Source organism: Paenibacillus sp. NPDC058174 (assembly GCF_042883865.1).
In the GTDB taxonomy this organism is placed as follows: domain Bacteria; phylum Bacillota; class Bacilli; order Paenibacillales; family Paenibacillaceae; genus Pristimantibacillus.
In genome coordinates, this window is record NZ_JBHVUY010000002.1 from 247,589 (window position 1) to 263,447 (window position 15,859).

Annotated in this window: 13 protein-coding genes; 8 read left to right on the forward strand and 5 right to left on the reverse strand. The window is 48.4% G+C overall.

Annotated features, from left to right (window positions below):
• The first annotated feature begins 199 nt into the window (after window positions 1-199).
• Together ACFVVF_RS12725 and ACFVVF_RS12730 are read left to right on the forward strand one after the other, a co-directional pair.
• Window positions 200-874, forward strand: a complete 675-nt coding sequence (locus ACFVVF_RS12725; RefSeq protein WP_387809623.1) for a cyclase family protein — start codon at window positions 200-202, stop codon at window positions 872-874.
• Between the two features lie 53 nt (window positions 875-927).
• The gene (locus tag ACFVVF_RS12730) at window positions 928-1,692 is read left to right on the forward strand and encodes a polysaccharide deacetylase family protein (RefSeq protein WP_387809626.1); all 765 of its coding nucleotides are present in this window, start codon (window positions 928-930) and stop codon (window positions 1,690-1,692) included.
• A 70-nt stretch (window positions 1,693-1,762) separates the two neighbouring features.
• Here ACFVVF_RS12730 and ACFVVF_RS12735 read toward each other — a convergent pair whose 3' ends face one another.
• Window positions 1,763-2,110 (reverse strand): ArsR/SmtB family transcription factor, encoded by a 348-nt coding sequence (locus tag ACFVVF_RS12735; protein WP_387809628.1) that lies wholly within the window; start codon window positions 2,108-2,110, stop codon window positions 1,763-1,765.
• A gap of 115 nt (window positions 2,111-2,225) precedes the next feature.
• On the opposite strand from ACFVVF_RS12735, the gene ACFVVF_RS12740 reads away from it, so the two are divergent.
• A complete protein-coding gene (locus tag ACFVVF_RS12740) occupies window positions 2,226-3,602 on the forward strand; it encodes an MFS transporter (RefSeq protein WP_387809631.1) in 1,377 nt (458 codons plus the stop codon).
• A gap of 92 nt (window positions 3,603-3,694) precedes the next feature.
• Here ACFVVF_RS12740 and ACFVVF_RS12745 read toward each other — a convergent pair whose 3' ends face one another.
• Entirely contained in the window at window positions 3,695-4,471 is a 777-nt protein-coding gene (locus tag ACFVVF_RS12745) for an alpha/beta fold hydrolase (protein WP_387809634.1), read from the reverse strand.
• Window positions 4,472-4,668: 197 nt separating this feature from the next.
• Between ACFVVF_RS12745 and ACFVVF_RS12750 the strand changes: the two genes are divergently transcribed.
• The 5 genes from ACFVVF_RS12750 to ACFVVF_RS12770 all read left to right on the forward strand — a co-directional run bounded on the left by ACFVVF_RS12750 (window position 4,669) and on the right by ACFVVF_RS12770 (window position 12,779).
• Window positions 4,669-5,301 carry a hypothetical protein gene (locus tag ACFVVF_RS12750; RefSeq protein WP_387809637.1) on the forward strand — a complete coding sequence of 211 codons (633 nt, stop codon included), beginning with the start codon at window positions 4,669-4,671 and terminating at the stop codon, window positions 5,299-5,301.
• 1,576 nt (window positions 5,302-6,877) lie between these two features.
• The gene (locus tag ACFVVF_RS12755; RefSeq protein ID WP_387809640.1) at window positions 6,878-7,786 is read left to right on the forward strand and encodes an ABC transporter permease; all 909 of its coding nucleotides are present in this window, start codon (window positions 6,878-6,880) and stop codon (window positions 7,784-7,786) included.
• Between the two features lie 15 nt (window positions 7,787-7,801).
• Complete coding sequence (locus ACFVVF_RS12760; protein ID WP_387809643.1) at window positions 7,802-8,746, forward strand: carbohydrate ABC transporter permease; 945 nt, start codon at window positions 7,802-7,804, stop codon at window positions 8,744-8,746.
• Between the two features lie 65 nt (window positions 8,747-8,811).
• The gene (locus ACFVVF_RS12765; RefSeq protein ID WP_387809646.1) at window positions 8,812-10,371 is read left to right on the forward strand and encodes a DUF3502 domain-containing protein; all 1,560 of its coding nucleotides are present in this window, start codon (window positions 8,812-8,814) and stop codon (window positions 10,369-10,371) included.
• Between the two features lie 137 nt (window positions 10,372-10,508).
• On the forward strand, window positions 10,509-12,779 hold the full coding sequence (locus ACFVVF_RS12770) for a helix-turn-helix domain-containing protein (protein ID WP_387809649.1): 2,271 nt from the start codon (window positions 10,509-10,511) through the stop codon (window positions 12,777-12,779).
• A gap of 38 nt (window positions 12,780-12,817) precedes the next feature.
• On the opposite strand, the gene ACFVVF_RS12775 is transcribed toward ACFVVF_RS12770, so the two are convergent.
• The 3 genes from ACFVVF_RS12775 to ACFVVF_RS12785 form a co-directional block, all read right to left on the reverse strand.
• Window positions 12,818-14,170, reverse strand: coding sequence for an MATE family efflux transporter (locus ACFVVF_RS12775; protein WP_387809652.1), 1,353 nt, complete (start codon window positions 14,168-14,170; stop codon window positions 12,818-12,820).
• A gap of 147 nt (window positions 14,171-14,317) precedes the next feature.
• Entirely contained in the window at window positions 14,318-14,773 is a 456-nt protein-coding gene (locus ACFVVF_RS12780; protein ID WP_387809655.1) for a MarR family winged helix-turn-helix transcriptional regulator, read from the reverse strand.
• A gap of 116 nt (window positions 14,774-14,889) precedes the next feature.
• Window positions 14,890-15,798 (reverse strand): AraC family transcriptional regulator, encoded by a 909-nt coding sequence (locus ACFVVF_RS12785; RefSeq protein ID WP_387809659.1) that lies wholly within the window; start codon window positions 15,796-15,798, stop codon window positions 14,890-14,892.
• Window positions 15,799-15,859: the final 61 nt, after the last annotated feature.

The following is a 15,859-nucleotide window of genomic DNA, read 5'->3' on the forward strand; positions in this document are numbered from 1 at the left end:
CTGCTCACCCGATTCCGCTTCGAAAATAAACCCGTTTCGTTAAATTGTCCAATATGTGCAAAAAAATACATCTGCTCCATCTTCCTTCTATTATTAAGAACATCTATAAGAACGATAGACAAAACCGTATTGATCGTTAATTGCAGATATCTCTACAATAGATGTAATCCATCAATTACGAACAATTCGGAGGGGTAAAATGGGAAAACAAATTGTAGATCTTAGCCACACAATTGAGCATGACCATGTCACATATCCGGGGATGCCCGCACCGCAAATATCTGATTTTTTAAGCTTTGAAGAGGCAAAGGGGAAGTATGCGCCTGGTGTGGCTTTCAACATCGGACGCATCGAGATGGTCGCCAATTCGGGCACATCCATCGACAGTCCTGCTCATCGCTATGAAGGCACCGCTGATGTTGCCGATTTGCCGCTGGCTGCTATTGCGGATCTTGAGGGTGTTGTTATTCGTCTCGTCGAATTCAAGGGGCGAGCCATTACCCGCCAGCAGTTAGAAGGGCATACGGTTCGCAATCGGGCTGTATTAATTGAGACGGGCCGCGGGCAAGCATGGGGACAGCCGGACTATTTCGAGGAGCATCCCTATTTAACAGAGGATGCCGCTGCTTATTTGAAGGATGAAGGCGCGCTGCTTGTCGGCATCGATAGCCATAACATCGACGATACGTCTGATCCGCTTCGTCCCGTTCATTCGATCCTGCTGGCAGCATCGATTCCGATCGTCGAAAACTTAAACAACCTAGGGCAATTGCCCCTTGAAGGCTTCTATTTCACAGCCGCCCCGATGAAAATTAGAGGGATGAGCGCATTCCCGATTCGGGCATGGGCTAGACTGGTTTCGAATAACGGTTAAGATGCTGGGGCAATTTATAGTCACAATGTTAGGGATAGGTGGGACTATAAAAAATGAAATGGCTACTGGCTTCGTTAAGCCTTGTGCTTTTGTGCGGCTTTCAGGCTCCTGTGGAAAAAAAGGACCGCTATTTTTACGAAAAAAGAGGAGAGGTCATATGGGAAGTGCCCTTGAACGAGAAGAAAATCGCGTTAACGTTCGATGATGGCCCCTATCCCGCAACAACTGAGCCGATACTGGATTTATTGAAGGAATATGATGCGAAAGCGACCTTTTTCGTATTGGGCAACCGGGTTCGGAAATATCCCGATCTGCTGCGGAGAGAAGTCGAGGAAGGGCATGAAATTGCGAATCATACTTTCAATCATGTTTATTTCAGAGGCAATACGAATTTGAATACTATTGAAGATGAAATCGTGAGAACAGAGGAGCTGCTTGTTGAATTAACGGGGAAAAAACCGTTCCTGTTCCGGCCGCCGGGCGGATTCTATAACGATAATACAATTCAAGTAGCCAAAAAATTAGGGTACCAGACCGTACTATGGTCATGGCATCAGGATACGAATGACTGGAGAAAGCCGGGTGTGGGCAGTATCGTTAAGAAGGTGCTGGGCAATGCAAGGAATGGAGACATCGTATTGCTGCATGACTATACGCCAGGCTCGACGCAGACGGTAACGGCGCTGCGTACGATTTTGCCCGAGCTAAAGAAGAGAGGGTTCAAAATCGTTACCGTATCCGAATTAATTAACGGCGAGCCGGATGAGGGCATTCCGCTTCAGCAGCTTGACAATATAGGGCGTTCGAGCTCCGAATAATGTTAGTTTCACGAAAAAAGCATGCGAAGGGGATAAATCCTGCGCATGCTTTTTGCTTATAATATGGTTGTTATGACTGTTGGAGTCCCTGCAGCATTTGCTGCTTTTCGTCCGAGTTCTCATAAGCGTCCAATATCGCTGTGAGCAGGCCTGGAAAACGGAATTCCAAGTCGTCCGTTCTAATGGATACGAGACGCTGGGTGCCGTGGCTGCGTACGTTGACGACTCCGGCTTCCCTTAGTGTCCGGGTATGATGAGAAAACGTGGATTTGGCAACGGGTACGTCGAAATCACCGCAGCTTTTTTCCTGGTGTTGACGCAATTCGGAAAGAATAAACAGGCGTATGGGATCGCTTAATGCATATAATACGGAGGACAAATGGATGTCTGCCCGGTCGGGATGATGTAAAATTTTCAAGATAGAAGCCTCCTTTGAAAAAGTTCAAACCGATGATTGCATTATAACATAACGCGTGCTATGATTCTATTGTTCGATTACGATCGAACTTTAGAACTTTGGAGGTGGAGAAACCATGACAGCCGAGACTTTAAGTCAGGCGAATAAGCCGGCAGAGCAAGCAGCTATGAAAGAAGGCCTGGTCATTGGCTTGTTAGGATTAACGATTGTTCTCGTCATCATGAATACGATGATGTTTAATTTGGCTTTGCCGGACGTTGCGGAATTATTTCATTTATCCGCTTCCTCCACTTCATGGATCGTGACGGGATACTCGATCGTATTCGCAATCTCATCCATTACGTACAGCCGGCTGGCTGACTTCGTGCCGATTCGCAGGCTTTTTATTATCGGTATCTTATCGCTAAGCTTAGCGGCGCTTGCCGGTATTTTCAGCAACAGCTTCATTATGCTGCTCATCGTCCGCATTTTGCAAGCTTCAGGGGCAGGGGCAATTCCATCCCTTTCGCTTGTGCTCATTTCGAGGTACATTCCGCTTGAACGGCGGGGCAAAGCAATGGCGCTTATTATGTCCTCAGTATCCCTTGGACTTGGATTGGGGCCTGTCGTAGGCGGAGCTATCGTCGAATATTTGGGCTGGCATGTGCTGTTCATCGTAACAGCTGTCACGCTGCTGCTGATTCCTTTGTTCATATCGCTAATTCCGAAGGAACAGCCGCAAAAAGGCTCTTTCGATGCACTTGGCGCTTTATTTATAAGCATAGGCACAACCGGACTGCTTCTGTTTCTGACGAACCAATCATGGCTTGCGCTCATTATCGGCCTCGTATCGCTTATTTTGTTTATCATACGTATACGTTCGGCTAAAAATCCTTTCGTGCTGCCGTCCTTATTCCGGAACCGCTCGTACTTGATACTGGGCAGCGTCGGGATCGCCGCTTATCTGTGCAGCTTTTCAACGCTGTTTCTGATGCCGCAAATCTTGGTAAAGCAATATGGCTTAAGTGCAATTCAAGCCGGACTTGTCATTTTTCCGGGATCGATTCTAGCTATGTTCGTCTCCCGTAAAGTCGGCCGTTACATCGATACGTACGGAAACAGCTCCATTATCCGTTACGCTCCGCTGCTGCTTCTTGCTGCGGTCATTCTGTTTGCCTTGTTCGAAGGGGTATCTTATTTCGCGATATTGTTCATCTACATGCTGTTAAGCACAAGCTTCACCGTCTTAACCAGCAGCGTGTCCAATGAAATGTCCCGGATATTGAAGCCTGAACAGATCGGCTCGGGACTTGGCTTGTTCCAACTGCTTCAATTTTTCAGCGGCGCATTTGGTGTAGCTGTATCGGCCACTGCTCTCGTCTGGCAGAAGAACCTTACGCTGGCACATGCCTATAGCAATATCTATTGGGGTTTGACAATTGTTGTCATCCTGGCAATTATCTGCGCACTGACTTACTTCCGAATGGTGCTCAGCAGACCTCAAACACCTTGATATAGGTGATTTATTACCTCGTAGTAACGTAAGTCTCACATGCCCTTATGTAAAAAAAGCGCAAGAAGCCGTTTTAGGCATCTTGCGCTTTTTCACGTAATCAGCTTGCTGTCGTGAGGAACCTGTCCGTTATCCAGCCAGTGCTCAATCATTTGATTAAAGTATTCGGGCTTCGCCAAAGAAATGCCGTGTCCGATGCCTGGAATGACCACGCCGATGCAGCGGGGATTATTCCGGGCAAGAAGGGCTGCTGATTTTTGCATAACGGCTTTTTCTTTTTCCCCGACGGTTATTAACAGCTTGCTTTGTGCGATATGGAAGTTGGCAGGCAGCTCGAATGACATATTTTCCTCTAATATGCGTACTAGGGAATTCTGCTGTAACCGGCAGCTCTCCTCATAATAGTTGTTGAACTGATTGCGGTTCAGGTAAAGTTGTTTCGCTTGCAGCCTAGAGAAGGTCCTATTGCGGATGAGGGGAAAGGTTAAACGGACAGACAGAGGAATCCACCGTTTCATTGAAGGCATGGGGATTACGAGCGCGCTGTTGATGATGGCGTAATGGATGAGGTCTGGTCGTAAGCTGACCATCTGTACGGCAATCTGAGCACCTAGAGAAAATCCAATTAGAATGACCATTTTCCCTGCTCCGATCGCTTCAATCCGCTGCAGCAAATGCTCGGCGCTGGCTTTAATGGAGAAGGGGGAGCCGTCCCGGCTTTTTCCGTGCTCCGGCAGATCGGGTGCAACGCAATGATAATGAGGCGAAAAGTGCCGGATTTGCTCATCCCACATCCAGCCGCTGACACCGCCGCCATGAATAAAGAGCATCAGCGGGTTATCTGCCTTGCCATAGTGCTGTTCATGCATAATTGGGCATTCACCTCTTCTCAGATAACACTTCTATTTGGATAATTATAACATGAGAGGACGCTATTATTTGGCATGTGCAACAAATATAGCATTTGCTTGCGTCATGATAGGGAAGCAATTCCATCATCAAATTCTAATAATGATGCATGACGACGATGGGGGCTATTCAGAACAATTCTGAGGAGGAAATAGAGATGCCTTGGCCAATGGTCCATTTTGCGGTGGCGGAAGAAGTGTGCACAGTTGAGTCTTCCCCTCATTTTTTAATCGGAAGCATTGCTCCAGACGCTATACATAGAAGAGAAGCGTCTACTAAGGAAGATAAAAAATTTACGCATCTATTCGAGAACGGCAAATTCTCGACGATCGAGCGGCTTAAGGATAGATGCCTGTACTACTTGACGCTAAATTCTGATGCGGAGTGGAGGGACTTTGTGCGGGGCTACATCTCGCATATCTACACCGACATAAGATGGACGCAAATGCTGTACAGCCCGTTCGCCAATGAATATCAGGGAACGCGTGATGAAGCGAAACGCTTTTACTATAAAGAAGTGAGCCAGCTGGAGTTCATCCTGCTGCGGAATGAAGCTTGGGGAGCGGGGGCTCTTGGCCGGCTGCGGCAAGCTTCTGGCTTTGGTATCGAGCCGCTCGTCACGAAGACGGAGGTGGAGCAATACCGGGATGATAAGCTGCAATGGTTTGCAGAGGAGCACAACGAACCGGGAATTGAGCCTTTATTTTTTACCGAGGCCAGGGTCAAGCCATTCGCCAGCCAAACGGCAGCCGAGCTGCGCCTGCTCTATAAGGACTGGGGTATCGAGTAGCTGCGCTCCTTCGGCGCACATTTTGCATACCGGACTAGTAGTAGCGGCTCTGCCTTGGCGGCTAACCTCCGACCACCTGCTAAATGATAGATAGCCATGCTAGCCACGCTCCATGCACGTTGCGGGATATGTAACCTAAAAGTAACTGAGTAGTATCACGTGTGTTCTGCTATGTCACTTGCAAGCAGCTAACCAGCCTCTCACGCATGTAACTAACTGTTTTTTCGGCTTCTAAACTAGCTAATTTTCACCTCATGGTAAACAAAATGCAAAAATACATTTTGATAAGCCCTGTACAGCCCAAAACAGCCATCAAAATGCAAAAATACATTTAAAATCGCTCAATTTCGCCTGTATGAGGCGATATGAGCCTATCAAACTGCACATTTACATTTTGATGCGAAATATCTCCTATAAAATGGGAATCAGCCTGCACTTTTGCATTTTGATAGGCTGAATTGCTTGTATAACGAACCTGCTTCGCTAAACAACGAAGTAAAGTTCGCTACAACAACAACTGAGGAGCATCGGCATTGCTGTAGCGAACTAAACTTCGTTTTTGGAGAACGCAGCATCGCCATTTGCGAAAATCTCTTCGCTAAATGGCGGCAGGCTGCTTGATTAGGCATATTTAAAGTAAAATTTGCGAACCACTCTTCGCTATAAAGCGAACCAGGTTCGCTGTCCGTCCATCCTGGGCAGTTTTTGTGAGTCGATTGGAGTGAATGAAGCACTTTGCTCAATGCTGACTCACTGGCAGATGATTATCTACGATTGATGAGTTGGGACAGTGCCGCGTGAGTATTGTTGGATGTGAATGATTGTTCTGTATGGCCGACTGTAAAAGGGAGAGCGGAGTGTTTTGAGTTCAGGCTGACTTTTCGAAGGTTCAATCCATTAATCATCGTTTAGGCGATGGGAGAATGGAATCAAGAACGGCAGCATGAACCAAAACGCGAAGCGATCCCGATATCAGTACGTGGTAAGTTGCAGGCTGCGGAGCAGGGAGAGCGGAGCGATTTGAGTTCAGGCTGACTTTTCGAAGGTTTAATCCGTTAATCATCGTGTATGCGAAGGGAAATGGACTCAAGAACGGCAGCATGGACCAAAACGCGCAGCGACCCCGTTGTTAGTGCTAGTAAGTGGCAGGCAGCGGGATAGGGAGAGCGGAGCGATTTGAGTTCAGGATGACTTTTCGAAGGTTCAATCCATTAAACATCGTGTATGCAATGGGAAAATGGAATCAAGAACGGCAGCATGAACCAAAACGCGCAGCGACCCCGATGTCAGTGCGCGCAAGTTGCAATCATATAAGTGTTTCTCCAAGGCGCCGCATACGCGGCGTCTTTTTGTTATGGCTGCGGTCCATTACACACCAGCGATCCTCGACATCCTCCACACCAATCCGAGTTCCAAATCCGCGCATAAGTTTCATATCTGCTACCATTCCTAGTTCCAGAAGCGCGCAATCGCCCAATGTAGCAGGATTAGAACTATTCACAGCCGCTCCGAATCCTTATCGTTAGAGGCAGTTGGAGCCAACGTCAACGGAAATCTGGGAAGGAGCAATGCGCTCATGGGATTCATCAAAGAGATCGTGAAAAATCGCCAGCTCTACACGCTGGCCATTCCGGGTATCGTATTTTTGGCCCTTTTCTCCTACATTCCCATGTTCGGGCATTTGATCGCGTTTGAACGCTTTCAGCCTGTCAAAGGAATATGGGGGAGCGAGTGGGTAGGGCTGGATAATTTCAAGTTTTTTTTCGGTAGCCAGGATTGGCTGCGGGTAACGTTTAACACGGTATATCTAAACGCGTTGTTTCTCATATTCGGCATCGGAATTGCGCTGCTGCTCGCGATATTAATTAACGAAGCGACCTCGACGCTGCTGAAGAAAATAAGCCAGTCGCTTATTTTTCTCCCTTACTTCATTTCTTGGCTGGTCGTCAGCCTGATGATTATGGCGTTTATGAGCACCGACGGTTTATTGAACCAATGGCTCGGCCAACTGGGCATTTCGGAAGTTAACTGGTATCAGAACGCCAAGCTGTGGCCGATTATACTGACGCTGGTCTATGTGTGGAAGTTTTCAGGCTACTATTCCGTAATTTTCATGGCTGCGATCGTCGGCATCTCGAATGAGTATTACGAATCGGCGAGAATCGACGGCGCGACACGGCTGCAGCAAATCCTTCATATTACGATTCCGTCGATTCGATCGGTCATCGTCGTGCTTCTCTTGCTGGGCGTCGGCCGCATCTTCTTCGGAGACTTCGGGATGATCTACGGTATCATCGGCGACAACTCTATTCTATTCCCGACAACGGACGTTATCGATACGTATTCGTTCCGGGCGCTGCGTCAGCTGGGCAACTTCGGAATGTCGTCAGCGGTCGTCCTGTATCAGTCGATTATGGGCATCGCGGCCATCCTCATTTTCAATAAAATCGCCAAAAAAATCGATCCCGACTCGAGACTGTTCTAGGAGGTAGCTTAGCTTATGACGAACCGATCCATGCCTTTAACTAAAAACAAGCCAGAGCCGAAGATGAAGCGGAACAAAATCAAGAACGACCAATCGTTTGGGGAAAAAGCATTCCTTGCCTTCACGTATATCATCATCGTCGTATTTAGCGCCGTCTGCGTCATCCCGTTCTGGATCGTGCTGGCGGATTCCTTCGCCTCAGAGGCCAGCTTCCTAAAGCACGGCTATCAGCTGCTCCCTAGTGAATGGAGCTTGGACGCCTACATTTATTTGCTGCAAGGCAGCCAGCTGCTGACGAGCTATAAAAACTCGCTGATCGTTGCCATTGTAGGCACGCTATTGGCTGTCGCCATTACCGCGATGTTCGCCTACGTCATTGCACATCCAAGAGTGAAATACCGCAACGTGCTTGCGTTTCTCACCTATCTCGCGATGGTGCTTGGCGGCGGCTTGGTCGGTTTCTATATTATGATCGCCAACTGGCTGCATCTGAAAGATAGTATCTGGGCGCTCATTCTGCCATACCTCATGAACCCGTTCTACGCGTTTATTCTGGTCGCTTTCTATAAATCGCTGCCTTACGAGATTAACGAAGCGGCGACAATTGACGGAGCGGGAGACATCAAGCTCTTTTTCAAAATCATCCTGCCGATCTCGACGCCGGTTATCGCGACCGTATCGCTCTTTTACGCCATTCTGTATTGGAATGACTGGTACTTGTCGCTGCTCTTCATCGATGACCACAATCTGCATCCGCTGCAGCTGATGATTCGTCAGCTAATCTCGAATCTCAACGTAGCTGCCTATGTCGGCGGGGGCGCAAGCTATCAGGTGTCAGCACCATCCAACTCGATTCAGCTGGCAACGGTGTGCTTAACCATCGGTCCCATCGTCCTGCTCTATCCGTTCCTGCAAAAGTATTTCGTCAAAGGCATTACGATCGGCGCCGTTAAGGGCTGATATAGGCTTGATTTATCCGAGCTTCTCGGTTAAATATAACAATAGATACAGGAGGTCATGTGACAATGAGAATGAAAAAAGGAATTGCCGCTATTCTCTCCATTATTATGCTCGTAGGTTTGCTCGCCGCTTGCTCCGGCAAGACAGAAAACAATGCCCCGTCAGCTAGCCCTGATGGTACGGCTGCCCCGGAGGCAAGCACTAAGCTGGATCCTGTTACGCTGAAAATTATGATTCCCGGCGACCGCCCGAGAGATTTTGATGCGGTTGTAGCGGAAGCGGAAAAACGAATGGCCGGCACTTTGAACGTGAAGCTGGACGTCGTATTTGTACCTTGGGCCGATCTTGCGCAAAAAACGCAAGTGACGCTGTCCTCCGGCGAGAACATTGACCTGATTTTTGATGCGCCATGGCTTCACATTACCCAGCAAATCGCCGCAGGCAGCTATGCGCCGCTTGACGATCTGCTTCAGCAATACGGACCGAATATTTTGAAAAACCGTCCGCAAGCGATGTGGGACGCCAATAAATTTGACGGTAAAATTATGGGCATTCCGAACGGCATTACGTTCGTGCAAGGCCGGGTCTACTATGTCAGGAAGGATATCCGCGAGAAGCTTGGCATCGCGCCAATTCAAACCTATGATGACCTGATGAAGTTTGCCTATGCGGTGAAGGAAAAGGTGCCGAATATGACGCCAATGATCCCAGCCGGTCAGGATGTAACGAAGGGATTGTCGGAAGCTTCCTTCCGCCACTATTGGAAAGACAATACGGCGAACATTACGCCTAGCCCAGCGTTGTCGGAATCGCTTGTTCTTTACACGAAGAACAACGACGGCAAAGTGTACAACCTGTTCGACGAGATGGAGCCGATGGTATGGTCGTGGATCGAGAATGCCCGCAAGCTGTATCAGGATAAAATCATCCACCCGGATGTGCTCGCAATTAAAGATACGGGCGAGCTGGCGAAGCAAGGGAAAGCCGCAATCATTCCGAACAATGATTTTGGCGTGAAGAATGATGTGCAGCAAGCGCTCAAAAGCGTAGATCCTAATGCAGAGTTCGAAGCTGTAACGCTAATGAATCTGGATAAAGGCGCTGTGCTGACTAATGCATTGCAATACAACTTCATCAGTGTGCCAGCTGTGAGTAAAAACAAGGAGCGCGCGATTCAGTTCCTCGACTGGGCCAACCAGAAGGAAAACTATGACCTGCTCGCATATGGAGTTGAGGGCAAGAACTGGGAAGCCGTTGGCGACGACCAGTACAAGTTTTTGAATGACGGTTACACATGGTTCCCGTTCGCATGGATTTGGAATCCGGCGACCGATCGTCAAGATGCCGGACAAGATGATGTGACCAAGCAGTTGAATCAGTGGGGAGCGGACGTGAACAACTTCACGCTCGATAAGCTTGCGGGCTTCACTTTCAACAATACGGCAGTCGTGAATGAGATCTCGCAGTACACGAGCATTGAAGCCAAATACTATACCGCAATGTTCAACGGCGTTGTAGAACCAAATGAGTATTGGGCGAAATTCAAAGCGGAAGCAGCACCGCTGGCCAAAAAAATTCAGAACGAGCTGCAAAATCAGATCGATACATTTCTGGCTGCGAAATAATTAAAAACTTAGCGCGACTCCAGTCTTTATAAGGCTGGGCCGCGTTTTTTGGCGTTGTCGCAGGCAGCTACTAGCGGATTTGATACCTCATAATCAAAATTCGAACAACCTGAATTGCAAAATATATGTTTTAATGAATGGGAACAAGAACAGGAGAAGGGGAGTTCGGATTGCGACGACTGCTGCCTAAGAAAACATACATTCGAAATTTTCTAATTATCGGAATTTTGTTCACGATCATCATTCTTCTGTTTTCTTATTTATTGAGACAGCAATATGCGAATCAGGCTTACGACGATGTAAATCATTTGATGGAGATCAAGACGACCAGCGTCAGTCAAAGCTTTGAGTATCAACTGGACCATCTGCGTGCGTATGCACTCACGATCTATCAGGACCCTGAAATTTTCAACTGGCTCATGTCGGAAGACGGCGATCCGCTAGTGATGTCGTCGGCGTTGAAGTCGGTATCCAAATTTATGAGTCTGCAATCCTTCATCGACTCGACCTATTTGGTCAATATGAAGCTGGGGAAAGTCATTCATTCCAGAGACGGTATTCATACATTTGCGGATTTCATGGACCAGGATATGCTGGATCAGCTGCAGCATCATCCGCCTTCGACGTTGCGTTTTTTCAACCATACGAATAAAACCGGTTCTTACCTTGCGCTTATTGCGCCTGCTTATTATTCCAAAGTCGCGAGCCAAGGCTATATCGTCATTTTATTGGACAAAAGTCTGCTGGAAAAATATTTGCTGCAAAATTTGAATGATTCGACGACGAGCATCATGGTGCTGGACGGGGATCAGAACGTTATTCTCGGCGGCTCAGACGACTTAGACGTCAAGCAATTGATCACACAAAACGAGCAAGTGAATGATAACAATAGATATTTGATTCATTCGCATGCGTTTAATATCGAGGATTGGAAGCTTTATTCCACTGTTAAAGTAAAGGACATTAGCAAAAATATCGATAAAATCATGTTCCGAATGTACGGCATGTGCTTCTTCCTGCTGCTCATCTTATCGGCTTTGACCTATTGGAACTCGCGCCGTCAGTTTATGCCGATCAGCCAGCTTGCGGGACAAATCCGCAAAACCGTCGCCACGAGTGCTGCGAATGCCGAGCAAAGCTCCAATTCGGAATTTGCCATTATTAAAACCGGCGTGGACCATATGGTGAAGACGATGGAAGAGATGAACAGCATGATCCGCAATCATCAGGAGGTTGTGAAGAACGAGGTGCTGCGCCAATGGCTGCTGCAAGGCACGTACAATAACGCCATTCAGGAGCTTGGCAACGGAAACGTATCGCAATTACTGGCTGGCAATATCCGGCTGGCCGTTATCCGGATCAACCGTTTCCAGTCCTTCTCGGAGCGGTATGCCTATGCTTCCAGAAAGCTTCTCTTGTATGCGATGGGCAATATAGCAGGAGAGACGCTGGGCAATCAAGGCTTCGTTACGGAAAATGTTGATCTGGGCAGCGATCATCTCGTCATTCTGATCGGGGGCGGCACAGCGGATCAGAACCCGGTTCCGGCCTTAGAGGAAGCTCGGGTAGCTATCGACAAATGGCTGCATATTCAAGTGACGGCGGCAGTCAGCCATCAGACGGCGATCGACGAAAATATGCGCGGCTTATATGACCGCGTCTGTGATTTGACGCTGCTGCGGTTTTTCGAGACGGAGGAGAAGGTTTATGTTGAGGGAGATTTAGGCGACTATTTGCCGGAACGGCAGTGGGATTTGGATGAAAGCCGGATTCAGAAGCTGATTCAGGCGGTGCGTAAGTCGCAGAAGGAGCAGGTGCGCGAGCAGCTTGATCTTATTTTCGGACAACTGCAGAGCTTGCCTTATTCGGAATGCCAGTTCCAGCTGAAGCTATTGTTCTTCTATATTGTGAAAGCGTTTAACAAGGTGATGGGCGAGCAGGAGCAGGGGGGCGTCGATCTGCTGCTGCAAAAATTCGATACGCTGATGGATGTCAGGGACTGGCTTGATGACCAGTTCACGCGGCTGATCGACAATGTGGCGCAAAGCCATACCGCCTCCAACCGCAAGGAGGAGCTGGCTTCGGAAATTTTCGACTATGTGAAGCGGCATCTTCATGACCCGATGCTGACGCTGGAGAGCATTGCCGATTACTTGGTGCTTTCCGTCAGCTATGTCCGGCTCGTGTTCAAGGAGACGTATCTCATTACGCTGTCGGGTTTCATTCATCAGGAGCGGCTGGAGCAGGCGAAGCAGCTGCTCGTATCGACGGATTGGCCAGTACTCGACATTGCCGAGAGATCCGGCTTTCAATCGAAGACGACGTTCTTCACATCGTTCAAGAAGTATACAGGGCTGACGCCGAATCAATTCCGCGAGCAGAACAGCAATACCGGTACAGATTTTTAAAGCTGTGCTGGCTGCTGGAAAGCAGGCCGCGGCTTACCTTATTGCGCCAGCTGCTCTAAATCGGGCTGAAGTTTATTCCGCAGCGCATAGAGCATGACCGCCCCGACGAGGAAGGCAACCGCATCCGCTATGACGAGCGACCAGACAACGCCGTGGAAGCCATTCAACAAATTCGCAAGATACAGAACAGGGATGAGGGTCACACCTTGCACAATGGACATGACGAAGGCGGCTGTTCCTTGACCCGTAGCTTGGAAAATCCCGGTGAAGAGCGTTGTCGTCCCCGAAATGAACAGAGACAAGAAGGTAACATGCAGAATATAGCTGCCTAGTTCAATCATTTGCGGATCGTTCGTAAAAAAGCCGATCAGATGATCCGAAGTAAAATAGACGATAATGCCGAAGACTACAGCCAAAGCGGCCACGATTTTGATTGTGAAGCTGATCGTTTTTTTCATCCGCAGCTTATTCGCAGTGAAGGAAAAGGCGATGAGCGGTACAACTCCTTCACATAGCCCCATCAGTATAAATTCAGGGAGCTGCAGGAGCCGTGATGAAATGCCGTATCCGGCAACAGCTTGATCGCCATATTCAATAAGGTAATGGTTGAAGATGAGTCCCATTGCACCTAGAAAAATGCTCATAATAAATACGGGAACGCCAATTTTGAGGATGTTGCTTATGATCTCTTTTGATGCTTTGAACCATTTCAGCGACACACTGAGAAATTCACTTTTTCTTCCTATATAGACAGCGAAATAGACGCTTGCCGCCACGTTGGAAATGACAGTTGCTATTGCAACACCCATCACATCGCCGTGCAAAACAAAGATCACGAATGCATCAAGCATAATATTGACGATAACGCTTAGAATCATCCCGATCATGGAGATCATTGCGGACCCTTCGGCACGGACAATGTTCTCCAGGGTGAAAAATAAAACAACAAACGGAGAACCGATGAGCATGACGGTGACATAGTCTTTAGTGAATGCAAACGAGCCGGCTGTAGACCCGAGTCCGTGCACAATCTGGTCGATTAATGGCAGTCCGGCAAGCATCAGCAATAAACCGAGAGCAAGACTGGAATAAAAGGCGAAGGAGGATACATGCTTCACTTTGTCATAGCTTTTCTCGCCTAACAATCGGGATATGAACGTACCTGCACCCATGCCGATCAGATTGCCCAAAGCCATAATCGCTGCGAACAACGGCAGGGTAAGGGCGAGCGTCGTCAGCATTTCGGTATTGTGCAACGTGCCAAGGAAATAAGCGTTAAGAATAGAGTAAATAACACTCATCGACATACCGAGCATCATCGGAACGGCGAAATGAGCAATCGCTTTATAAATCGGTGCTTTTTCGAAATAATGGAGGTTTTCAGAATCCATGCGATTCACCACTTTCTTAGGTTGGGTATGAATTGTTTACGGGTCATTACTTAGAATTCTAAGTAAATAGTTAGAGTTCTAAGTATATATCAATCGTAAACCCGTTGCTTCATTCGGAAGCTAGGGGATTACGAGAATCTGCGGGAATTAACGTCTGCGGTCAAAAGTGATCTTATCTTCATTGATATTGGCTTCGATGCGTTCAAGAAATCTGAACAGCAGATTGGCTTCATCGGCTGTAAAGCCGTTAAGCAGCGTATGCTCAAACTCTTCAAAATATTGCTCGAACGCTCCGACAAGCTCTTTCCCGGCGGGGGTTACACGGAGTAGTTTGCGGCGATCATCCTTCGGGTCAGCCTTTCGAACAACCAGAGCCTTCTTCTCCAAATTGTTGACCAGACTGCTGATTGAGGAGCCTTTGCGGTTAAAGGTGTTTTCTAAATCCTTCTGGGAAAGGCCGCCTTCTTCATGTCCATCAATGTACCGGATCGCCAGTCCTTGCTCTATTGTAAGCCCTAGCGACTCCAGCTTTTTATCGGCGCTGATCTTCATCATGAGGCCGATCATACGAAACTGATGCTGTAGGTTGCGTTCTTGCTGCATGCTAATCACCTTCAGTCTGAATGAATTAAGGAGCTATTCGTTAGAACACTAACTAAATATAGCGTGACGGTTTTTAATTGTCAAATCTATTTTTTCTTTATTGCTGCTTTCAAGGACTAGCTGTCGTCTTCTTGCCGTCCGCTCAAACCGGCTGCAAAGGCAGACGGCGTTGTGCCAAACGTTCTGCGGAACAGGCGGGTGAAGTAAACCGGCTCCATCCCGACATGAGCGGCGGCTTGGCGGATCGTCATTTCCGGATGCCGCTCCAGCAGCTGGATGGCGGTATGGAGCCGAATCCGCTGCAAATACTGGAGAGGTGTCGTATCCAGCGATTCCCGAAACAGGCGGGTAAGCTGCTTGGACGAATAGCCGACGTGAGCGGACAGCTCGGTCACTGTAATCGGCCGCTGCAAATGGTCTTGAAGAAAACGAGTAGCCTGGCTGACGACCGAGTGGGGGTAACGCGACGCTTTAGACGTCTCTGGGAGCTTTTCGGCAGAGCTCTCTTCCGGCACAAGTTGGCGTTTAATCTCCAGGCAAAAGGCGAACAGCAGCTCCGCTGCTCTCCAAGGATCATAATCGCGGCCGGATTGCTGCCAGAGCTGGTATAGAAGCTCATACAGCCGGCCTGTCTCCTGCAGCTTCGAACGGAAGAAGGAGGCGCCGAAGCCATATTGCTCAAGCAGACCATAGCATTGCTCGACAAACGTGACATAGCCGACCATCCACGGCTCCTCGCCGACCGGCCCGTATTCATGAGGCAGTCCTTCGGGAATATAGAGCAGCGTACCTGGAGGAATCAGGCTCCATTGACCAGAATCCGAGCCAGTATCGGAATCGGGATCAAAGCTCAGCAGCCGAAAGTGGCCTGTCCCGGAAAAGGTGAAAAAAAACTGATGGGCCGAGTAGCCCTCCAGACGTGTCATCAGCGGCTGATTTTCCGTTCCGACTGTATATACGGCGAACGGTATTGCCGGGTCCATAGGAATGGAGGAAAGATTGCTTCGAAGCTGTAATATATCCATGCGTTCCACCTCGAATGTCCGTTTTGTACTAGATGTTGTTCGCTTTGGTATCTAGGAGAGC

Excerpts from the sequence above, each read along its gene's own strand:
- ACFVVF_RS12725 (WP_387809623.1), top strand. The coding sequence starts at position 200 with ATGGGAAAACAAATTGTAGATCTTAGCCACACAATTGAGCATGACCAT.
- ACFVVF_RS12730 (WP_387809626.1), top strand. The coding sequence starts at position 928 with ATGAAATGGCTACTGGCTTCGTTAAGCCTTGTGCTTTTGTGCGGCTTT.
- ACFVVF_RS12740 (WP_387809631.1), top strand. The coding sequence starts at position 2,226 with ATGACAGCCGAGACTTTAAGTCAGGCGAATAAGCCGGCAGAGCAAGCA.
- ACFVVF_RS12745 (WP_387809634.1), bottom strand. The coding sequence starts at position 4,471 with ATGCATGAACAGCACTATGGCAAGGCAGATAACCCGCTGATGCTCTTT.
- ACFVVF_RS12750 (WP_387809637.1), top strand. The coding sequence starts at position 4,669 with ATGCCTTGGCCAATGGTCCATTTTGCGGTGGCGGAAGAAGTGTGCACA.
- ACFVVF_RS12755 (WP_387809640.1), top strand. The coding sequence starts at position 6,878 with ATGGGATTCATCAAAGAGATCGTGAAAAATCGCCAGCTCTACACGCTG.
- ACFVVF_RS12760 (WP_387809643.1), top strand. The coding sequence starts at position 7,802 with ATGACGAACCGATCCATGCCTTTAACTAAAAACAAGCCAGAGCCGAAG.
- ACFVVF_RS12765 (WP_387809646.1), top strand. The coding sequence starts at position 8,812 with ATGAGAATGAAAAAAGGAATTGCCGCTATTCTCTCCATTATTATGCTC.
- ACFVVF_RS12770 (WP_387809649.1), top strand. The coding sequence starts at position 10,509 with ATGGGAACAAGAACAGGAGAAGGGGAGTTCGGATTGCGACGACTGCTG.
- ACFVVF_RS12775 (WP_387809652.1), bottom strand. The coding sequence starts at position 14,170 with ATGGATTCTGAAAACCTCCATTATTTCGAAAAAGCACCGATTTATAAA.
- ACFVVF_RS12780 (WP_387809655.1), bottom strand. The coding sequence starts at position 14,773 with ATGCAGCAAGAACGCAACCTACAGCATCAGTTTCGTATGATCGGCCTC.
- ACFVVF_RS12785 (WP_387809659.1), bottom strand. The coding sequence starts at position 15,798 with ATGGATATATTACAGCTTCGAAGCAATCTTTCCTCCATTCCTATGGAC.